At 73.1% G+C, this 19724-nt stretch carries 15 protein-coding genes; 13 read left to right on the top strand and 2 right to left on the bottom strand.

The window, feature by feature from the left end; translation table 11 throughout:
• Positions 1–119 precede the first annotated feature (119 nt).
• Positions 120–1673 carry a SidA/IucD/PvdA family monooxygenase gene (locus AYO52_RS04095; RefSeq protein ID WP_082767711.1) on the top strand — a complete coding sequence of 518 codons (1554 nt, stop codon included), beginning with the start codon at positions 120–122 and terminating at the stop codon, positions 1671–1673.
• An 11-nt stretch (positions 1674–1684) separates the two neighbouring features.
• On the opposite strand, the gene AYO52_RS04090 is transcribed toward AYO52_RS04095, so the two are convergent.
• Together AYO52_RS04090 and AYO52_RS04085 are read right to left on the bottom strand one after the other, a co-directional pair.
• Positions 1685–3319 carry an HNH endonuclease signature motif containing protein gene (locus tag AYO52_RS04090; RefSeq protein ID WP_082923759.1) on the bottom strand — a complete coding sequence of 545 codons (1635 nt, stop codon included), beginning with the start codon at positions 3317–3319 and terminating at the stop codon, positions 1685–1687.
• A gap of 427 nt (positions 3320–3746) precedes the next feature.
• Positions 3747–4361, bottom strand: coding sequence for a helix-turn-helix domain-containing protein (locus AYO52_RS04085; RefSeq protein ID WP_067713561.1), 615 nt, complete (start codon positions 4359–4361; stop codon positions 3747–3749).
• Between the two features lie 345 nt (positions 4362–4706).
• On the opposite strand from AYO52_RS04085, the gene AYO52_RS04080 reads away from it, so the two are divergent.
• The 12 genes from AYO52_RS04080 (at position 4707) to AYO52_RS04025 (ending at position 19691) form a co-directional block, all read left to right on the top strand.
• Positions 4707–6092, top strand: a complete 1386-nt coding sequence (locus AYO52_RS04080; RefSeq protein WP_082923758.1) for an amidohydrolase family protein — start codon at positions 4707–4709, stop codon at positions 6090–6092.
• Positions 6089–6865: an ABC transporter ATP-binding protein gene (locus AYO52_RS04075; protein WP_067713558.1), complete on the top strand. Its 777-nt coding sequence runs from the start codon at positions 6089–6091 to the stop codon at positions 6863–6865. The genes AYO52_RS04080 and AYO52_RS04075 overlap by 4 nt, the downstream gene beginning before the upstream one ends.
• Entirely contained in the window at positions 6865–7830 is a 966-nt protein-coding gene (locus AYO52_RS04070) for an ABC transporter permease (protein ID WP_253701864.1), read from the top strand. Before AYO52_RS04075 ends, AYO52_RS04070 begins: the two co-directional genes overlap by 1 nt.
• 149 nt (positions 7831–7979) lie before the next feature.
• Positions 7980–9155, top strand: coding sequence for a nitrate ABC transporter substrate-binding protein (locus tag AYO52_RS04065; RefSeq protein WP_067713555.1), 1176 nt, complete (start codon positions 7980–7982; stop codon positions 9153–9155).
• A 70-nt stretch (positions 9156–9225) separates the two neighbouring features.
• Positions 9226–10578 (top strand): FAD-binding oxidoreductase, encoded by a 1353-nt coding sequence (locus AYO52_RS04060; protein WP_067713552.1) that lies wholly within the window; start codon positions 9226–9228, stop codon positions 10576–10578.
• Positions 10566–11396 (top strand): creatininase family protein, encoded by an 831-nt coding sequence (locus tag AYO52_RS04055; RefSeq protein ID WP_067713549.1) that lies wholly within the window; start codon positions 10566–10568, stop codon positions 11394–11396. The genes AYO52_RS04060 and AYO52_RS04055 overlap by 13 nt, the downstream gene beginning before the upstream one ends.
• Positions 11393–11998, top strand: coding sequence for a pyridoxamine 5'-phosphate oxidase family protein (locus AYO52_RS04050; RefSeq protein ID WP_082923757.1), 606 nt, complete (start codon positions 11393–11395; stop codon positions 11996–11998). Before AYO52_RS04055 ends, AYO52_RS04050 begins: the two co-directional genes overlap by 4 nt.
• A gap of 23 nt (positions 11999–12021) precedes the next feature.
• On the top strand, positions 12022–13419 hold the full coding sequence (locus AYO52_RS04045) for an amidohydrolase family protein (RefSeq protein ID WP_067713547.1): 1398 nt from the start codon (positions 12022–12024) through the stop codon (positions 13417–13419).
• Positions 13416–14828, top strand: a complete 1413-nt coding sequence (locus AYO52_RS04040; RefSeq protein ID WP_067713544.1) for an 8-oxoguanine deaminase — start codon at positions 13416–13418, stop codon at positions 14826–14828. The genes AYO52_RS04045 and AYO52_RS04040 overlap by 4 nt, the downstream gene beginning before the upstream one ends.
• Before the next feature lie 5 nt (positions 14829–14833).
• On the top strand, positions 14834–15703 hold the full coding sequence (locus tag AYO52_RS04035; RefSeq protein WP_067713669.1) for an FAD binding domain-containing protein: 870 nt from the start codon (positions 14834–14836) through the stop codon (positions 15701–15703).
• On the top strand, positions 15697–18372 hold the full coding sequence (locus AYO52_RS04030) for a molybdopterin cofactor-binding domain-containing protein (RefSeq protein ID WP_067713542.1): 2676 nt from the start codon (positions 15697–15699) through the stop codon (positions 18370–18372). Before AYO52_RS04035 ends, AYO52_RS04030 begins: the two co-directional genes overlap by 7 nt.
• Before the next feature lie 17 nt (positions 18373–18389).
• Complete coding sequence (locus AYO52_RS04025) at positions 18390–19691, top strand: amidohydrolase family protein (RefSeq protein WP_082923763.1); 1302 nt, start codon at positions 18390–18392, stop codon at positions 19689–19691.
• The last annotated feature ends 33 nt before the right edge of the window (positions 19692–19724 follow it).

Here is a 19724-nt window from a genome sequence, read left to right as displayed (position 1 = left end):
CGGCCCAGCCGACCCGGCCGCCGGGCGACCGACGCCCCGGCGGCCGAGTCATCAGTCAGGCAGCGGCGCGGTGTCCGCCCGGGCACAGGACCCGGGTCCCGATGCCGCAGGAGACGTCCATGACCTCCGTGATGCCCGACGCGCCCACGCTGCCCACTCCGGGCGACACCAGCCCCGCCACCGCGGGCCGCAGCCCCCGTCGTCTCGCAGACGCCGACGCCAGGCTGGCCGCGCTGACCGCGCGCGTCCGCGAGGACATCGCCACCACGAGCCATGCTCGCGACTGGATCCCGCGCGAACCCGGATGCGCGCAACTCGATGTGCTCGTCATCGGAGGCGGTCAGGCCGGACTCGGCGCCGCCTTCGCCCTCGGACGTCAACGGATCGACCGGGTCCTGGTGGTGGATGACGGGCCCGCCGACCGGGTGGGCTGCTGGGACCGCTACGCACGCATGCACACCCTGCGCAGCCCCAAACACATGCGCGGCATCGAGTTCGACGTCCCGTCGCTGCACGTTCGCCGCTGGTTCGAGGCGGTCTACGGCGAGCAGGCGTGGCAGGAGATCGACCTCGTTCCGCGCCTGGACTGGAACGACTACCTGCGCTGGTATCGCGAGGCAGCGGGGATCGAGGTCCGCCACGAGACGCGGGTGACCGCCGTGCACCGACCCGCCACGGCGGATGGCCCGTTCGTCGTGGAGGTGGCCGCCGCCGACGGGGCCACCACCCAGACCGTGACCGCCCGGCGGATCGTGTTCGCCCTCGGCCTCAGCGGCGGCGGCGGACAGCGAGTGCCGGAGATGGTCCGTGCGCTGCCGCGCGAGCGCTGGTTCCACACCGAGGACCCGATCGACTTCGAGGCCCTGCGCGGCCGGCGGGTCGCCGTCCTGGGCGGCGGAGCCTCCGGGTTCGACAACGCCGCCACCGCGCTCGACCACGGCGCCGCGCGAGCGGAGGTGTTCATGCGGCGGGACACCGTCCCGGACTCCAACCCGCTGCGGTGGATGGAGTTCCCCGGCATGCAGGAACGCTTCTACGACCTCGACGATCGCGCGAAGTGGGACTTCACCCTCCTCAGCGGGGGCTTGCCGCAGCCGCCGACCCAGCACACGGTGTGGCGGTGCTTCGCCCATCCCGACTTCGCGCTGCGCACAGGCTGTGCCTGGGACTCGGTCGCGGTGGTCGACGACGGCGCGGGCGGGACCGAGCTCGCCATCGTCACCCCCGCCGGCCGGTTCCACGCCGATGTGGTGATCGCCGCGACCGGGTACGAGGTCGACCTGCGACTGCGCCCGGAGCTCGCGGAGTTCGTCGACGACATCGCCCTGTGGGCCGACGTGCACGACTTCGCCGCCGGCCACCCGGCAGGACGCAACCCCTACCTCGGACCGGGTTTCGAGTTCACCGAACGCCGACCGGGCTCCGCGCCCTGGGTGACCAGGCTGCACCACTTCTCGACCGGCGCGCGCACGTCCATGGGCGTCACCGGAAACCAGCTGTCCGGCATCTACGGAGGTGTCGGTCGCATCGCGGGGGCGGTCACCACCGCGATCACTCGCGAGAACTGGGACCGCCTCGCGGACGACTTCGCGGGCTTCGAGTTCCGCGAGGTCCGGTCGATCGGCCCGCACCGCCCCGACGACGGCTGGTACCCGACGAGACCCCGCTACTGACGGCCCCGCCATCAGAACGGCGACTCATCATCGAACGCCGAGGACCGCGGCTGGTCCTGCTGGGGCCGGTCATCCTGCGGGGGAGCCGAGCGCGGCGGGCGCCCTGACCGGGGTTCCTGTTGACGATGGTGCGCCTGGGCCCGCAGTCTGCTGCGCTCCGCCGCGCGGCGGTGACGCAGGTGGGGGCGCCTCCTCGACGCCGGTGAGCCGCTGCCGGTCCTGCCGGCTTCGGCCGCGTTCTGCTGCCGTCGGCTGGACTCCGGATGCCGCGGCGGGGCGAGCGCGGCCAGCGGTCCACCGGGGGCCGTCGTGATGCGCGTTCCCGGATCCGCCTCCGGGTGATTGGGGCCGTGGAGCCAGACGTAGGTTCCGTCGATGTCCCGGTAGTAAGCCCAGATTCCCTCGGTCTTGAGTCGGTGGTGGAAGCGGCAGAGGGAGCCGAGATCATCGGACGTGGTGTGCCCGCCGCACTCCGGGTTGTCATGGTCGAACGGGATGATGTGGTCGAGGTCGGTCTTCTCGGCCGGCGTGTGGCACCCGGGGAAGACACAGGTGCCGTCGCGGCCCTTGCAGAAGCGTGCCAACGCCTCGGAGGGCGTGTACCGCCGGGCCGCGTAGCAGTCGGGGTCCGCGAGATCTGCCAGTGAGTCGATCCGGCGACGAGCGCTGCGCTCCAGCTGGTCGGCGGTGTGACCGGTGATCGGCCCGTAGCCGGCCAGCGTGAGGCCACGGTTGTCCGGACTGCCGTCGTCGTAGGCGTAGATGGTCACCCGCCGAGCGGTCGCCTGTCCGTCCGGGTCACCGGGGTGTTCGCCGTCGACGTCGGGCAGGCAGGCCCACCCGCGACTCAGCGCCAGTAGGCCCGCGGCACGCAACTCACCGAGAGAACGCGGGTCGTCCTCGGAGGCGGTGTGCGCGAGGGCCTCGATACGGTCGGCGATCTCCACGGCGGTCTCTGCGGTGAGGTGCGCTGTGATGAGGGCCCTGTCGTCGGCCAGCGGCACCATCTCGACGTCCTGGTCCCGCCGCGCCTCCCTCGCCCTGGCGTCGGCCCCGACCGGGTCGCACGCCGAGACGGTCTTGGTGAGCATCTTTCGTAGCGGGCCGAGTCTCGGCGGGTGTGTGCGGCGCCTGGTGGGAGCCAGTGCCTCACTGATCCGCCTGTCGAGTTCGGGCATGAGCTCATCGGAGACCATCGCGGTCTCCTCGGCGATCGTGTGGGCGGCGAGGATGCCGATCCATCCGGTCGCGAGCAGGGCCGCGGTACGGGGGAGCCGCTCGGTCAACTCGACCGCGGTGGTGACCAGACGCGAGGCGCCGTGCCGGGACAACGCCATCGAGGCGCTGACGATCGAGGCGGCGGTCTCCCACGGGTCCCGGTGGCGGTCGCGCTGTCCCGCGACCCGGACGCAATCGTAGGCGAAGGCGACGGTGCGTCCTTCGGCCGCGTTGATCAGGCGTTGGGCGAGATATCCGCGCTGTTGATGTGGATCCCACCGGGCGTAGGCCTCCGGGACGATCACGTCGACGGCGGGACCCGTCGCTGTGGTGAACCCCTTAGGCGGCACGAACGGGTCGGGGGCATCGGGGACGATCGCAGCATGGGAGGCGGAATCATGGGCGTCGGACTTGGAGGTGCTCGTCATGGTTCGACCATATGTTCTAGGTCTGACATTGCGGGCAGGGAGACTGGATCGAACACGCGAGCGAGTGTCATCTCATTACGGAGGAGATGCCCGGCCTCGTCGTCGTCGCTAATCACCGCGGCGCCCGCTGACCTGCGGTGCCCTGCGCACCCTCCGCAGGGCACCGCAGGTAGAGGGCATGCGTGGTGCGGGCGGTCTCGGGGGAGTGGTGGGTCCGGGTCCGGGTTTTGGTTCGGTGAAGGGTGTGGCGCCGTGGGCGGCGCACGGTCTTGGGTGCTCTGACCTGGGGTGCCCTGCTCGGCCCCCGCAGGGCGCCCCAGGTCGGCGCGCGAGGGAGGGCGCCGGGGCGGGGATGTCCCAGGGCAGCTGAGGCGGGTGGTCGTGGTGGTCGTGCTGGTCAGGCGCAGGTCGGGCGGCCCGGTCGCGGTCAACCCGGTCGGGCGACGATGAGGCACGCCTCGCCGCCGTCGGGGACGTACCACCGGTGGGGGAGGGTGCCGTTGTACCTCGCGACGTCGCCCGCCTCGAGTCGGGTGAGCGAATCGCCGACCTCGAGCAGGACGGTGCCCCGGGTGATGTAGAGCCATTCCTGGCCGGGGTGTTCGAAGAACCGGCCCGGGACGTGGTTGGTCTCCACGAACTCGAGGAACTGCGTGCCCCCCGGGCCTCCGGGCAGGAGTCGGGTGTGACCGCCGACCGTGCCCTCCGCACGGGTCAGGGTGGCGCCCTCGGTGGAGCGCTGGACGTCGACCCGGTCGGAATGGGCCGGGTCCCGGCCGGAGTCTCCGGGTCCGCCGGTGTCGGAGGCCCCGCCGGCGGTGACCGCGTCGAGGAGGTGGGCCTGGGTGGTGCCGAGGGCGTGGGCGAGACCCTCGAGCGTGGACATGCTGGGCGCCGCCTTACCGCGCTCGATCTGACTGAGGAAGGGCTGCGAGATCCCGGCCTGGTCGGCCACCTCGACGAGCGTCAGTCCGAGTTGGCGGCGGTGGTGCCGGATGCGCGCGCCGAGACGGTCCAGCGAGTCGCCTCGTGCGGTGGTCATGGGGCCTCCCTTGCGGTCGGGGCGGGTCGGGGCGGGTTGGGGCGGGTTGGGGTCTGGCGGGGCGGGATCTGGTGGGACGCGGTCTGCCGGGGTCGGTATTCGTGCAGGTAGTCGCGTTGGCGCGGAATCGGCGGACACCGGAACCGCGCCGGAACAGCGGGGTAATGCCGCCGAAACACGGGGCCACCACACTCATCATTATTGATCCGATCAATACCCGGGGTCACTATCCCGCTCCGGGGTCGGATGCACAAGTGCCGCACCCGATCAGAAAGCCCGGGCTGCCGAGAGGGGCCGAGTCGGAGGGTCGGCGGGGAACGCACGAGTCGGCAGAGGAGGGGAACGATGGAACCACGACGAGCGGCACAGCGCGATGCACAGCGCGGAGCCGGGGCCGAGCGAGTCGCGCCGCGGCACGTGGACCGGATCGCGGGGGCCCGGCTGCAGGGCGGCCGGGTGGTCGACGTGGACATCGTCGACGGGGTGGTCGTGGCCGTGACGGATGCGGGGACCACCCCGACGCGCGGTGGTCCTACCGGGGGCGAATCGGTGATCGACGCCCGCGGCTACATGGTGCTCACCGCGCCCGCGGAGCCGCACGCCCACCTCGACAAGGCCCTGAGCTGGGGCGCCACGCGGCCGCCGGGCTGCGACCTGGGGGCGGCGATCGACGCGTGGCGGGCCTACGCCGCGACGGTCGACGAGGACGAGATCCACGCCCGCGCCCTCGCCGCAGCGCGCAAGCTCGTGGCCAACGGGACGACCGCGGTGCGCAGCCACGTGGACCTGCACGACGACCACGACCCGCTGCGCGGCGTCCGCGCTCTCGTCCGCGTCCGCGACGAGCTCGCCGGCGTGATGGACCTGCAGATCTCGGTGATGGTCAACGAGGTCGACCCGTCGGACCGGGCCCGCGCCGCGATCGCGGCCGGTGCCGACCTCATCGGCGGGGCCCCACACATCTCGACCGACCCGGTCGCCGAGACAAACCGACTGGTGGACCTCGCCGAAGAGCTGGGCACCGGCATAGACCTGCACGTGGACGAGTTCCTCGACGGCGACCACGCCATGCTCGAGGTGTTCACCGACCGCGTCGCGACCTGGCCGGCGGGGCAGATCCGCACTGCCGGGCACTGCTGCCGCATCGGCTCGCTCGACGGGGCGGGCCAATCCCGCGCCGCCGGCGCGCTGAGCAGGGCGGACGTCGGGGTGGTGACCCTGCCGATCACCAACCTGTACCTGCAGGGCCGAGCCGGCTGCACCTCGGTCCCGCGCGGCCTGCCCCCGGTGCGGGCCCTGCTCGAGACCGACGTGACAGTCGCCGCCGGCGCCGACAACGTGCGCGACCCGTTCAACCCGGTCGGCCGCTCCGACGCCACCGAGACGGCGATGCTGCTGATCGTGGCCGCCCACCTCGACATGGACACCGCGTGGCAGCTCGTCACGGGCGGTGCCCGCGAGGTCATGGGTCTGCCGCCCGCCGGCCCCTCGCCCGGCCTCCGGGCCGATCTGCTGCTGGTCCGAGCGGGCGGGCTCGACGACGTGATCGCCGACGCGCCACCCGACCGGATCGTGCTGCGGGCGGGCTGCGTGGTGGCGGCGAGGGAGGTCCTCGTCGTCGTCGACCCCGGGGGCACGCCGCCCTCCGACACGCCGCCCGACGACCCGCTGGCCCGCGCCGCTCCGTGCGATGCCCACCAACCCACCCCAACCTTCGAGGAGTCCCGATGACCACACCCACCGACACCCGGGCGGCGGAGACCGCCCGACCCGGCGCAGAGATCCTGGGATTCTCGGGCGTCGGCGTGACCTACCCCAACGGTACGCGCGCGCTCGACGGCGTGGACCTGCGGATCCGCGCGGGCGAGTTCGTCAGCGTGGTGGGGCCGTCCGGCTGCGGTAAGTCCACGCTGCTCAGCCTCGCGTCCGGGCTCGCCACCCACACCGACGGTTACATGCAGACCGGCACCGACCGCATCGGCTACGTCTTCCAGGACGCCACCCTGCTGCCGTGGCGGACGGTCGCGCAGAACGTGGAGATGCTAGCCGAGCTCGACGGGGTCGGCCGCACCGAACGTCGTGACCGTGCGGCCGCCGCGATCGAGCTGGTGGGCCTGGCCGGGTTCGAGAAGTCCCTGCCCCAGGAGCTCTCCGGGGGTATGAAGATGCGCGTCTCGCTGGCCCGCTCGCTGACCCTGGACCCGGAGTTGTTCCTGTTCGACGAGCCGTTCGGCGCGCTCGACGAGATCACCCGGCAACGACTCGGCGACGAGTTGCTGGGGCTGTTCGCGGCCAAGCGGTTCGCCGGACTGTTCGTCACCCACTCGGTCGCGGAGGCGGTGTACCTGTCCACCCGCGTGGTGGTGATGTCCGGTCGGCCGGGGCGCATCGTCCACTCGGTGGACGTGCCGTTCGGCCCGGAGCGCGACCCCGACATCCGCTACACGGCGGACTACATGAACCTCGTCGGCGAGGTTTCCCAGGCACTCGAGGAGGCACACTGATGAACGGAACCACCGCCCGCTCGACCGTGAAGAGCGACGACGACGACAAGGTCACCACCGCGGACGTGGGCCCGGGCCCCGTGGCCGAACCGGCCGGGTCGGCCCCCGCCGGCGATCCCGCCGGGTCCGGCGCTGCCGCTCCGCCGAGCGCGCCGACCCGCAGTCGGTTCCGACTGTCCGCGGACGGTCCCGTGGTCCGCTACGGCGGCCCGTTGGCAGTCCTGGCCGCAGTGCTGGGCCTGTGGTACTTCGTGAGCTACGGGGTGCTCGAGCCGTCGCGGCGGTTCCTGCTTCCGGCGCCGCACGTGGTGGTCACCGACGGGCTGTTCGGGCCCAGCGTCTCGGGCATGCTCGAGGCGCTCGGCCGGACCGCGACCGTCGCGCTGACGGGGTTGGCGATCGCGTTCGTGATCGGCGTCGTGTGGGCGATCATCATGAGCCAGGAGAAGTGGGCCGAGCGCTCGCTGTTCCCCTACGCGGTGGTGCTGCAGTGCATCCCGATCCTCGCGCTGGTGCCGCTGATCGGCTTCTGGTTCGGCTTCGGGTTCACCGCCCGCGTGTTCGTGTGCGTGCTGATCGCACTGTTCCCGATCGTGTCCAACACGCTGTTCGGCCTCAAATCCGTGGACCCGGGCCTGCGCCGGCTGTTCACGCTCCATCACGCCGGGCGCCTGACGGTGCTGCGCAAACTCGAGGCCCCGGCGGCGCTGCCCGCCCTGTTCGAGGGCCTGCGCGTGGCCGCCGGACTGTCGGTGGTCGGTGCGATCGTCGGCGACTTCTTCTTCAAGCAGGGCGACCCGGGCATCGGCATCCTCATCGACACCTTCCGCGCTCGCCTGCAGTCGCCGGAACTGTTCGCCTCGATCATCCTGGCCTCCCTGCTCGGCGTGGCCGTGTTCCTGTTCTTCGGCTTGCTGTCCCGTCGGGTCGTGGGGCGCTGGTACAACCCGGACGCCGACCGCTAGTCGTAACCCCCGGCGACCAGCCGTAACGACTCCCGACCGAACCCGCAACACCACTGAAACACGGCAGCGGTTCACTCTTCTTTATTGATCACATCAATACCGCACTCGCTTCCATCTCGTCGTTCCGTCACCCACACCCAGGAGTTCCCATGCGACGCACCACCGCCCCCCGTACCGCCGTCTCCGTGGCCGCGCTCTGCACGCTCGGCGCCGTCACGCTCACCGCCTGCGGCGGCTCCGAGTCCGCGGAGGCCTCCTCCGGGTACACCGGCGAGATCGGCGCGGTCGACCTCAGCGAGGTGTGCCCCGAGAAGGTCGTGGTCCAGACGGACTGGAACCCCGAGGCCGAACACGGTCACGTCTACGAACTCCTCGGACCGGAGCCGACCATCGACGCCGGCGCCAAGTCGGTCTCCGGGCCGCTGTTCGCCTCCGGTGAGTACACCGGTGTGGACGTCGAGATCCGGGCCGGCGGCCCCGCGATCGGGTTCCAGCAGGTCACCGCGCAGATGTACCAGGACACCGACATCATGCTCGGCTACGTGGACGCCGACCAGGCGGTCCAGAACTCGCTGAACAACCCCACCATCGGCGTCTTCGCACCGCTGGACATCAACCCGCAGATGATCATGTGGGACCCCGAGACCTACCCCGACGTCGAGACCGTCAGCGACCTCAAGGACGAGAACACGCGGGTCCTGTACTTTGAGGGCAACGCCTACATGGACTACCTCCTCGGCGAGGGCATCCTCGACCCCGCCCAGGTCGACGGCAGCTACGACGGTTCGCCCTCGAACTTCGTCGCCTCCGGCGGTGCGGTCGCCCAGCAGGGCTTCGCCAGCGCCGAGCCGTTCATCTACGAGAACGAGGTCGCCGAATGGGGCAAGCCGGTGAAGTACCAGCTGCTCCACGACCTGGGCTACCCGATCTACAAGTCGATGATGGCCGTGCGCAGCGCCGAGCTCGAGGACAGTGCGGCGTGCCTGGAGAAGCTGGTGCCCGTACTGCAGCAGGCCGAGGTCGAGTACTTCGAGGACCCGGCCCGCACCAACGCCGTGATCGTGGACGCCGTCGAGCAGTTCAACACCGGCTGGGTCTACAGCGCTGAGCTGGCCGACTTCGCCGTCGAGGCCATGCTCGAGCGCGAACTGGTGGGCAACGGACCCAACGCCACGATCGGTGACTTCGACGACGAGCGCCTCGCCGACATGGTGGCCAAGGTCAAGGGCGTCTACGAGGCCGCCGACGTCGCGATCGCCGAAGACGTCTCGCCCGAGACCGTCGCCACCAACCAGTTCATCGACCCGGCCATCGGGTTGAACTGATCCGGCTCCGCTGCCCGGTTCACCCGTTCAGTTCCCGCCGCCCCCGTCCCGCACCCGATCGGAGCCCCTCGTGACCGCGACCTCCACCGCGCCCGCCACACCCACCCCGCCCACCGGATCGCCCGGATCAACCGCAGACGTCGCCGGCCTGGTCGACGACCTGCTCGACCTGCTCGGTCCCGATGCCGTGCACACCGACGACCGCTCCCTGGACAAGGCATCGGTGGACGGGTCCTACCTCAGCCCGATCCTGCGGGCGCAGTGGCCGATCGGCCGGCCCGAGGTGGTGTGCCGGCCGACGGACGTGGAGCAGGTGCCCGCCGTGGTCCGCGCGGCCGTCCGCCGACGGGTGCCCATCACCTCCCGGGGCAAGGGCACCGGTAACTACGGCCAGGTGGTCCCGCTGCACGGCGGGCTGGTCCTGGACCTGACCGCGCTGCGAGGCGTCGACCACGTGGACACGGAGGCGGGCGTGGTCACCGCCGAGGCCGGGGTCCGCATGCTGACCCTCGAGAAGCGGCTGGCCTCCCACCACGGCAGTCAGCTGTGGATGTACCCGTCCACCGTGCAGTCGACCCTCGGCGGGTTCCTCGCCGGCGGGTCGGCGGGCACCGGCACGATCGTGCACGGCCGCAACCACCAGGGGTTCGTCGAGGCGCTCGACGTGGTCTTCGCCCACGAGGACGCCGAGATCGTGCACCTGGAGGGTGCCGACGCCCAGCCGTTCGTCCACACCTACGGGGTCGCCGGGATCATCGTGCGCGCCACGGTGCGGATCGAACCGCTGCAGGACTGGCGGTGCGTGTACGCCAGTTTCGACGACCACCACGACGCGTTCGCCGCGGTACGGCGGGTCCACCTCGTCGAGCCCGCGCCGCGCCTGTGCTCGGCGGACGGCGCCCACGTCTCCTCGTGCCTGCCCGCCGACGAGGCCATCCCCGCCGGCCGGGCGAGCCTGCGGGCGATCGTCGACGCCGCCGCGGTGGACGAGGTCCGGGCGATCATCGACGCCGCAGGGGGAGTGGTCGAGGCGGTCCGCACGGGCGTCAACGAGACGATCAAGGTCTCGACCCTGTCCTACAACCACCCCACCCACTGGCTGCAGAAGGCCGAGCCGGACACCTGGTTCCACATGGAGTGCCAGGGTGACGCCCTGGTGGAACGCCTCGACGAGGTGGAGGCCGTCTACCCGGGCGGGACCCTGCACCTGGAGGCGGGACACGGGCGCATGTTCGGGATGCTCAACGGTCATTACATCTCGCCGGAGGCCGCGTACGCGGGTGTGCCTGAGCTGGAGGAGCTGGGGGTGCGCGTGCACTCGCCGCACCAGTACCGCGTGGACCACGGCACCGAGGCCGTCCGCGCGCTGGCGGGCCGCACCGACCCGTTCGGCCTGCTCAACCCCGGGCGGTGGGAGGCGTGATCGGGCCGCAGCGGCGCTACGCCGAACTCACGACCGTCGAGGCGGGCCGGGTCGGATCCGGTGACCCCGTCGCCGTCATCCCGGCCGGGGCGATCGAACCCCACGGTCCGCATCTGCCGCTGGCCACCGACCTCCTGGTGGCCGAGCACGTGGCCGCCCACGCGGTGGCCGCCGCGGCGGAGGCGGGCGTCGACGCCTGGCTCATGCCGGCGCTGGGATATACGAAGAGCGACGAACACGCCAACCTCACCGGGGCGCTGTGGATCTCCGGGGAGACGCTGATGCGCGAGGTGGTCGAGCTCGGCTCGGCACTGCGGGCCAGCGGGTTCACCCGGGTGCTGTTCGTCAACTGCCACGGCGGCAACTCGGCGCTGCTCGAGGTGGCGCTGCGCGAACTGCGCCGCCGCTTCGGGCTGCGCACTTTCCTCTACGCCGGGCGTGCGGTCCCGGGTCCCACCGAGCTGGGCATGGGAATCCACGCCGGGTGGGCGGAGACGTCAATGATGCTGCACCTGCACCCCGAGCTCGTCGACATGTCGGCGGCCGAGGCGAGGGTCCCGGCCGGGATCGCGGAGTGTCAGCACATCGGGTTCACCGGCCCCGTGAGGTTCGGCTGGCTGGCCGACGACCTGTCCGACACCGGGGTGATCGGAGACCCCACCGGGGCCGACCCCGAGACCGGGCGGCGGTTGGTGGCCGATCACGTGGACGCCGTGGCCGGGGCGCTGGCCGAGATCGCCGAGTTCGACCCGGCGCGCGGGGTGTCCGCCGCGGCCACCGTCACCGCCGCGGCCACCGTGACGGGAGGTGCACTGTGACCGCCGTCGAGATGCCCGTGGTCACCATGCCCGGCCCCGCCGATGACCCGCTGCAGGCGATGGTCGCGTGGTTGTCGATCGACCCGGCGGACCCGCCGCTGGGGGTCCTGGCCACGGTCGGCCCGGACGGGACCCCGCACTGTCGGCACCTGCTGGTCTCCGGGGCCACCACCGACGGGCCCACGTTCCACACTGATTCGCGGTCCCAGAAGGCCCTGGACCTGGCCACCGACCCGCGCGCGACGCTGGTCGTGGTGTCCGCCGACCGGACGCGGCAACTCACGGTCACCGGGGTGGCCGAGCCGACCGATCGGGACGAGCACCTGGCGAGCTATCACTCCCGCAGCGAGTACCTCAAGCTCCTGGCCTGGACCAACGACCAAGCGACGGCGGAACTCGCCCCGCCGGGCAGACGCCGAGTGTGGGCCGCGGCGGTGGAGCGGTTCGGCACGTCGCCGGCGCAGCCGCCCGAGACGTGGCTGGGCATGCGACTGCGGCCCGGGTCCGTGACCTTCTGGGCCACCGGACGCGACGAGCCCTCCCATCGGCGCCGCTTCGTGACGGACGGGCAGCGGTGGCGGGCCGAGGAACTTCCGGGCTGACACACTAGAGAACGAGAGAACCCATGATCACCTTCACCGACGCGTTGGTCCTGCCCGTGTCCGCGGACCCGGCCGCGCCCGCCTGGTTCCACGGCTGGGTCCACGTGGACGAGGCCGGCATCATCGCCGGACTCGGCCCCGGCGACCCGCCGCTCGGCCTGCCGGGCGAAGTCCACGACCTCGGCGGCGCCATCCTCGCCCCCGGGTTCGTCTCCGCGCACAGCCACCTGTTCACCGCCGGGATGCGCGGCACCGCCCCCGACGACACGCTCTACGGCTGGGTGTCGACGCTGGGCGAGATGATGGTCGGGGCGGAGGCCGAGGACCTGTACTGGTTCACCCTCGCCGGCTGCCTGGACTTCCTGCGCAACGGTGTGACCAGCGCCTACAACTTCACCCAGAGCCGGGTCGTGGCGGTGTTCGACCACGCCTCCTCGACCCTGGTCGCCGAGCGGGTCCACGACATCGACTTCGTCACCCGGCAGATCGACGCCCAGGCCGACTCCGGGCTCCGCTGCGTCACCTCCACCCGCCTCGACGACGAGCAGCTGCCCGAGGCCGAGTGCTTCGACGCGTTCGCCCACGTCACCGAGCACCGACTGCGCACCGTTCCCCGCGAGCTGGACCTGGGCGGGTCGGTGTTCGGGTCGGTGCAGTGGTCGTCGTCGCCGGTCACCGCCGAGCGTGAACGCCACGCCATGGCCACCCACGGCGTGGGCAACCAGGCGCACTTCGTCGAGACCGCCGAGCACCTCGAGGTACAGCGGGCCAAGTTCGACTGGTACGACCGCGCCGGGGTCCTGGGCCCCGACTTCGCGTTCGGCCACTTCGTCCACCCCACCGACCACATGGTCCGCCGGGTCGCGGAGACCGACTCCGCCGTGATCTGGCAGGCCACCTCCAACGGCCGGCTGGGCTCGGGCATCGCCGACATCACCCGGTACCGGGACGCGGGCATCCGCGTGGGGATGGGCCTGGACGACCAGTCCTGCACCGACGTGTCCGACCCGTTCCAGAACATGCGGATCGGCCTGTACACCCAGCGCGCCGTCCACTCCGACGCCGCGGTGCTGGCCGCCCGCGAGGTCCTGCACATGCACACCCTGGGGGCCGCGGAAGCCCTCGGCCTGTCCGACCGGGTGGGCAGCGTGGAGGTGGGAAAGCACGCGGACCTCGTCGTCGTCGACCCCACCAGGCCTGCGACCGGACCGATCTGGGACCCCGTCGCCACGTACGTCCTGGCGTGCTCGCTGCGCAACCTCACCCGCGTCTACGTGGGCGGACGCCTTGTCGCGGAGGGTGCGCGCAGCCTGCACCCGCTCGCCGACGAGGCCGACGCCCAGCTCACCGAGCGCATGATCCGCTCGGCCCGGGCGCGGGGGTTCACCCCGGCGTTCACGCCGGGCCTGGTGCGGGCATGACCTCCGGAGCCGCGGCGGTGCTCATCGAGAACTGCGCGGTCGCGACCATGGGCGGGGCCGGGGCCGGGGCCGGGGGTGGGGACGGGGACTGCGTCGGCGCCGAGTACACCGCCGGCCACGTGCTGCTCGAAGGCGGCCGGATCACCGCGGTGGGGGAGGGGCCGTGCGATCCGGCGCTCGTTCCGGACGGCGCGGAACGTGTCGACGGCACGGGTTGTCTGGCCACCCCGGGCCTGATCAACACCCATCACCACCTGTACCAGTGGCTCACCCGGGGGCTCGCGGCCGACGCGACGCTCTTCGAGTGGCTCACCGCCTCGTACCCGGTGTGGGCGGGCATCGACGCCGACGACGTCCGCACCGCCGCCCTCGGTGGGCTCGCGCACCTGGCCCTGGGCGGCTGCACCACCACCACGGACCACCACTACGTGGTGCCCGCCGACGCCGGGGACGTGTTCGCCGCTGAGATCGACGCGGCCGCGACGGTGGGGCTGCGCTTCCACCCCAGCCGCGGGTCGATGGATCTGGGCCGCAGCTCGGGCGGGCTGCCGCCGGACTCCGTGGTCGAGGGTATCGACGCGATCCTCGCCGGCACCGCCGACGTGATCGACCGCTTCCACGACGCGGGCCCCGACTCGATGTGCCGCATCGCCGTGGCGCCGTGCTCACCGTTCTCCGTGACCGGCGACCTGCTGCGCACCAGCGCCGAGCTCGCCCGCGAGCGGGGCGTGCGCCTGCACACCCATCTGGCCGAGACCGACGACGAAGAGGAATTCTGCCGCGAACGCTTCGGCAGCACGCCGATGGAGTACATGGAGTCGGTGGGCTGGGTGGGCCCGGACGTATGGTTCGCCCACACCGTGCACCTCGACGACCCGGCGATCGCCGCGATGGCCGCCGGCGGGATGGCGGCCGCGCACTGCCCCGTCTCCAACGGCCGCCTGGGCGCCGGCATCGCCCGCGTCCCGGACATGCTCGCCGCGGGGATCCCGGTGGGGCTGGGCGTGGACGGCTCGGCGAGCAACGAGTCGGGCGTGCTGTGGGAAGAGATGCACACCGCGCTCCTGCTCGCCCGCGCCACCCGCGGGCCCCGGGCGATGGACGTGCGGACGGCGCTGCGGATGGCCACCGTGGACGGTGCCCGCGCGCTCGGGCGGGAGGGTGAGATCGGGCGGCTGGCCGTCGGATACCAGGCCGATGTCGCGTTGTGGCGCCTGGACACCCCGGCCCACGCGGGGATCGACGACCCGGTGGCCGCGCTCGTCCTGGGGTCCCGCCCGCCGATGGCCGGGGTGTGGGTGCAGGGCCGCCGGGTGGTGGCAAACGGGCGCGTGCTCACCGTCGACACCGACGCCGTGGCCCGCGACGTGGTGGCCGCCCGCCGGCGGCTGCTGGCCCGGGCGGGGTGAGGGCGGTGGACCTGGTCAGCGTCACCGCACTCCACCGACCGCGCAGCCGGGGCGAGGCGCACGCGGCCCTGCTCGCCGGCGCCACGGCCCTGGCCGGCGGAACCGCCCTGCACGGGGAGGCGCACCTGCACCCGGCCGGCGCCGCGGCCCCGCCGGGGGAGACCACCCCGCTCACCGCGCTCGTGGACCTGCTCGACCTGCGCTGGCCCGACGTCGAACCGCTGCCCGACGGCGGACTGCGGGTCGCCGCTACCGCCACGCTGCGGACCGTGCTCGACCACCCGCTCACCGCGCCCCTGCGCCCGTTCCTCCACGACGCGTTCTCCTGCCTGCTCGCCTCGTGGAAGATCTGGGGCCGCGGCACCTGGGGAGGCAACCTCTGCGCAGCCCTGCCGGCCGGCGCCGGGACGGCCGCGGCCTGCACGCTCGACGCGACCACCGAGATCTGGACCCCCGACGGCGGCACCCGCACCGTCCCCGCCGCCGAGGTGGTGGTGGGTCCGGGTCGCACCTGCCTGGCCCCGGGCGAGATCCTGCGCGCGCTCGTCATCCCCGCGGCGGCGAGCCGGGCGCGCTACGCGGTCCGGCGGCACTCGCTGGTGCCCAGCGGCCGCTCCGGCTCGCTGGTCACCGGGCGACTGGACCCCGGCGGCCGTTGCACGCTCGTCGTGACCGCCGCCGTGCCCGCCCCGGAGGTGCTCACCTGGGACCGGCCCCCCACGCCCGACGAGGCCGAGGCCGCCGTGCGCGACCTGCCCCGCTGGCACGACGACCCCCAGGGCGATCCGGGCTGGCGGCGTCACGTGGCGGGAATCGCGGCCCTCGCCGTCGTCGCCGAACTCACCCACCCCATCTACCGGGAGGCACCATGCTGATCACCGTCGACGGACGCGCGCTGGAGACCGACCCGCGCCCCGGACAGTGCCTGCGGACGCTGCTGCGCGAGTCGGGGGTGCACGCGGTGAAGAAGGGCTGCGACACCGGCGACTGCGGCGCGTGTTCCGTGCTGGTCGACGGCGTGCCCACCCATTCCTGCGTGCTGCCCGCGCACCGCGCCGAGGGCGCCGACGTCCGCACCGCCGCCGGGGTCCCCGACGAGGTGCCGGCCGCGTTCGCCCGCGCCGCCGGGTTCCAGTGCGGGTTCTGCACGGCAGGGATGGTCACCACGGTCACCGGGCTGGAGCACGCGCCGTGCGCCCGGGACGGCGGGCCGGCCCCGAGGACCGCCGCCATGAAGGGCAACCTGTGCCGTTGCACGGGCTACCGGGCGATCTCCGACGCCCTCGACGGCGCCTGGAACTCGTGCGCCGCCGGGGGGATCGGGGCCCCGGTCGCCGCCCCGGCCACCGACCGTGTGGTGCGCGGCGCCGAACCCTTCACCCTGGACACCGACGTGACGGGCTGCGCGCATCTCGCGGTGCTGCGCTCCCCCCACGCGCATGCCCGCATCGTGTCGATCGACGCCTCCCGCGCGCTCGCGATGGACGGCGTGGTCGCGGTGCTCACCCACCACGACGACCCCGACGTCCTGTTCTCCACAGCCCGCCACCAGCGGCGTACCGACGATCCCGACGACACCCGCGTGCTCGACCCGGTCGTGCGCTACCACGGTCAGCGCGTGGCGGCGGTGGTCGCCGAGTCGGAGGCACTAGCCCGGCGTGCCTGCCAGCTGATCGAGGTGCGCTACGAGGTGTTGCCGTCGGTCCTCGACCCGCGGGCGGCGCGTGCTCCCGGAGCGCCGGCGATCCACGGCGACAAGGGTCCGGAGTCCCGGATCGCCGACCCCGCGCGCAACGTGGTGGCCGACTGGTCCGGCGAGGTGGGCGACGTCGACGCCGGGATCGCCCGCGCGGCGCACACGGTGACCGGCACGTGGAGCACCTCGCGGGTCCAGCACACGCACCTGGAGACCCACGCGGTGATCGTGCGGCACGTCGACGGCGGGCCCCGGGTCGGTGGGTCGCTCGACATCCGCTCCTCTACCCAGGTGCCGTTTCTCGTGCGCGACGAGTTGGCGTGGATCTTCGGCCTCGACCGCGATGAGCTGCGCGTCCACGCCGCGCGGGTGGGCGGCGGGTTCGGCGCCAAGCAGGAGATGATCGTCGAGGACCTGGCCGTGCTCGCGGCCCTGCGCACCGGCCGCGACGTGGTGTGGGAGTACTCGCGCGCGGAGCAGTTCACCTCCGCCACCGTGCGCCACCCGTACCGCACCACCGTCACCGTGGCCTGCGACGACGACGGCCGGCTCACCGCTCTCGAGCTGGACGTGCTGTCCGACGCCGGCGCCTACGGGGGCCACTCCGCGGGCGTGATGTTCCACTCCATCACCGAGTCCGTGGAGCTGTACCGCTGCCCGGCCAAGCGGGTGACCGCCGAGGCCGTCTACACGACCACCGTGCCGTCGGGGGCCTTCCGCGGGTACGGGCTGGGGGAGGTGGGGTTCGCCCTGGAGAGCGCGCTGGACGAACTCGCCGATGCCGCCGGGCTGGACCCCGTGGAGCTGCGGCGGCGCAACGTGGTGCGCCCGGGTGACGCGTTGGTGAGCTCCGCGGGCGACGACGACGAGCTGGCCCTGTCCTCCTACGGACTCGACCACTGCCTGGACCTGGTGGCAGGGGCCCTGGCCTCCGGTCGCGGGGAGACCGCGCCGCCCGGGTGGGCGGAGGGGACCGGGATCGCGCTGTGCATGATCGCCACCAATCCGCCCGGGGGCCACCACGGTTCGGCCCGCGTCGAGATCACCGCCGACGGCACCGTGCACGCCTACGTGGGCACGGCCGAATTCGGCAACGGCACAGCGACCGTGCACACCCAGATCGTCGCCGAGGCGCTGGGCGTGCCGTCCGACTCGGTGGTCCTGCACGCGTCCGACACCGCCCTGCTCACCCACGACACGGGTGCGTTCGGCTCCGCCGGCACCGTGGTCGGTGGGCGCGCCCTGCACCGCGCGGCAACCCGGGTCGCCGAGCTGCTCCGCGCCGGAGCCCACCTGCCGGTGTCCGCCGAGGGGTGCGCCGACGGGCTGGGTCGGCAGGCCGCGTTCACCGTGCAGGGCGTGCGGGTGGCCGTGTGCCCCGACACCGGGACGGTGAAGGTCCTGCACAGCGTCCACGCCGTCGACGCCGGGCGGGTCCTCAACCCGCAGCAGCTGAGGGGGCAGGTGGAGGGCGGCGTCGCCCAGGCCCTCGGGGCGGCGCTGTACGAGCAGGTGATGCTCGACGAGACCGGCGCGGTCACCAACGCGACCCTGCGGCACTACCACCCACCCCGCATGGGCGACGTCCCGCGCACCGAGGTGTTCTTCGCCGACACCGTCGAGTCCGAGGGCGTCCTGGGCGCCAAGTCCATGTCCGAGGCCCCGTACTGCCCGGTCGCCGCGGCCGTGGGGATCGCGGTCCGGCGGGCCACCGGAGTCCGGCAGGACCTCATCCCCCTGACCCCGGACCTGGTGTGGATGAGGTCGTTCGCGCCGCGCGACGGCGGGTCTCCCGCGGCGACGGGCCGGACCCCGTCCGCCGCCGTGTCGACCGGCGGCCGCGCGTGAGCGCGCGGGTGTTACGGATGACCGGTGCCTCGGCGGTCTGGTCGCCGGGGCTCGAGTCCGGCGTCGCCGCCACGGTGGAGTGCGTGGACGGGCGGATCGCCGCCGCGCCGGACGGTGCTGTGGTCGAGACCCTCGACGCTGGCGGCGGCGTCGTCACCCCGGGCCTGGTCAACGCCCACCATCACCTGCTGCAGAGCGCGTTCCGCACCCTGCCCGGTACCCGCGGCGTGGAGATGGCCGTGTGGCTGGCCCGGATGCGCGAGGCCTACGTCGCCGCGCGGGTCGACGATGAGCTGGTCGAACTGTCCGCCCGCGTGGCGCTGGCCGAGTCACTGCTGTGCGGCGTCACCACCGTGGCCGACCACCACCTCACCTGGCCGGCGGGCGCGGACCCCGTGCAGATCGCCGGTGCTGCGTACGCCGGCGCGCAGGCGCTGGGATCGCGACTGGCCTTCGTCCGCGGCACCGCCGGAGACGACCCGGATGCCGCAGCGGCGTCGGTCGAGGCGATCCACGCTGCGCACCTGCCCGGCGCGTCCGGCGGGACCACCGCCGACGGGATGCGCCAGCTGGCCGTGGGGCCGTCGGGTGTGCACGCAGACGGGCCCGCGACCTTCGCCGCCATGGGGGAGGTCGCGCGCCGGCTCGGTCTGCGGCGGCGCACCCAGGCCAACGAGCAGGTCGACGTGGCCCGGGCCGCCGAACTGTACGGCCGTCGCCCCCTGGACCTGCTGGAGGAGTGGGGCTGGCTCGCCCCCGACGTCACCCTCGCCCACCTCTGCGACATCACCGACCCCGAGATCGCGTCGATCGCCGGGAGCGGGGTCACCGCGACCCATGCCCCGGCCTGCGATCTTCCGATGGGGTGGGGCGTGGCGCCGGTGGCCCGACTGCGCGACGCCGGGGTGACCGTGGGACTCGGGACCTCGGGCGGTGGCAGCAACGACGCCGGACACCTCCTGGCCGACGCGCGCCTGGCGATGCAGGTCGCCCCGCTCGCCGGGCGACCACTGGACGCGCTCGAGGTGCTGGAGATGATCACCGCCGGCGGCGCCGACGGCCTGGGGCGCCCCGAATTGGGCCGGCTCACCCCGGGGTCGGTGGCGGATCTGGTGGTGTGGGACGTCAGCGGGGTCGCGGACGCCGGCGTCGCGGATCCGATCCGAGGACTGTTGTGGGCCGCACCCGGGCGCCGGCCCCGCCACGTGGTGGTGGGCGGCCAGGTGGTGGTGCGGGACTTCGAGCTCGTCACCGCCGACGAGCGGGCCCTGGCCGCGGATCTGCGCGAGCAGTGCGCCCGGCGGGGCATCGGACGCTGACCGGCGCTGACCTGGGGTGCCCTGCAGGCCCGG

The organism is Dietzia sp. 111N12-1, assembly GCF_001658045.1.
GTDB lineage: Bacteria > Actinomycetota > Actinomycetes > Mycobacteriales > Mycobacteriaceae > Dietzia > Dietzia kunjamensis.
The sequence above is the reverse complement of the archived record's forward strand: the minus strand, read 5'-3'. Positions and strand labels throughout refer to the sequence as shown.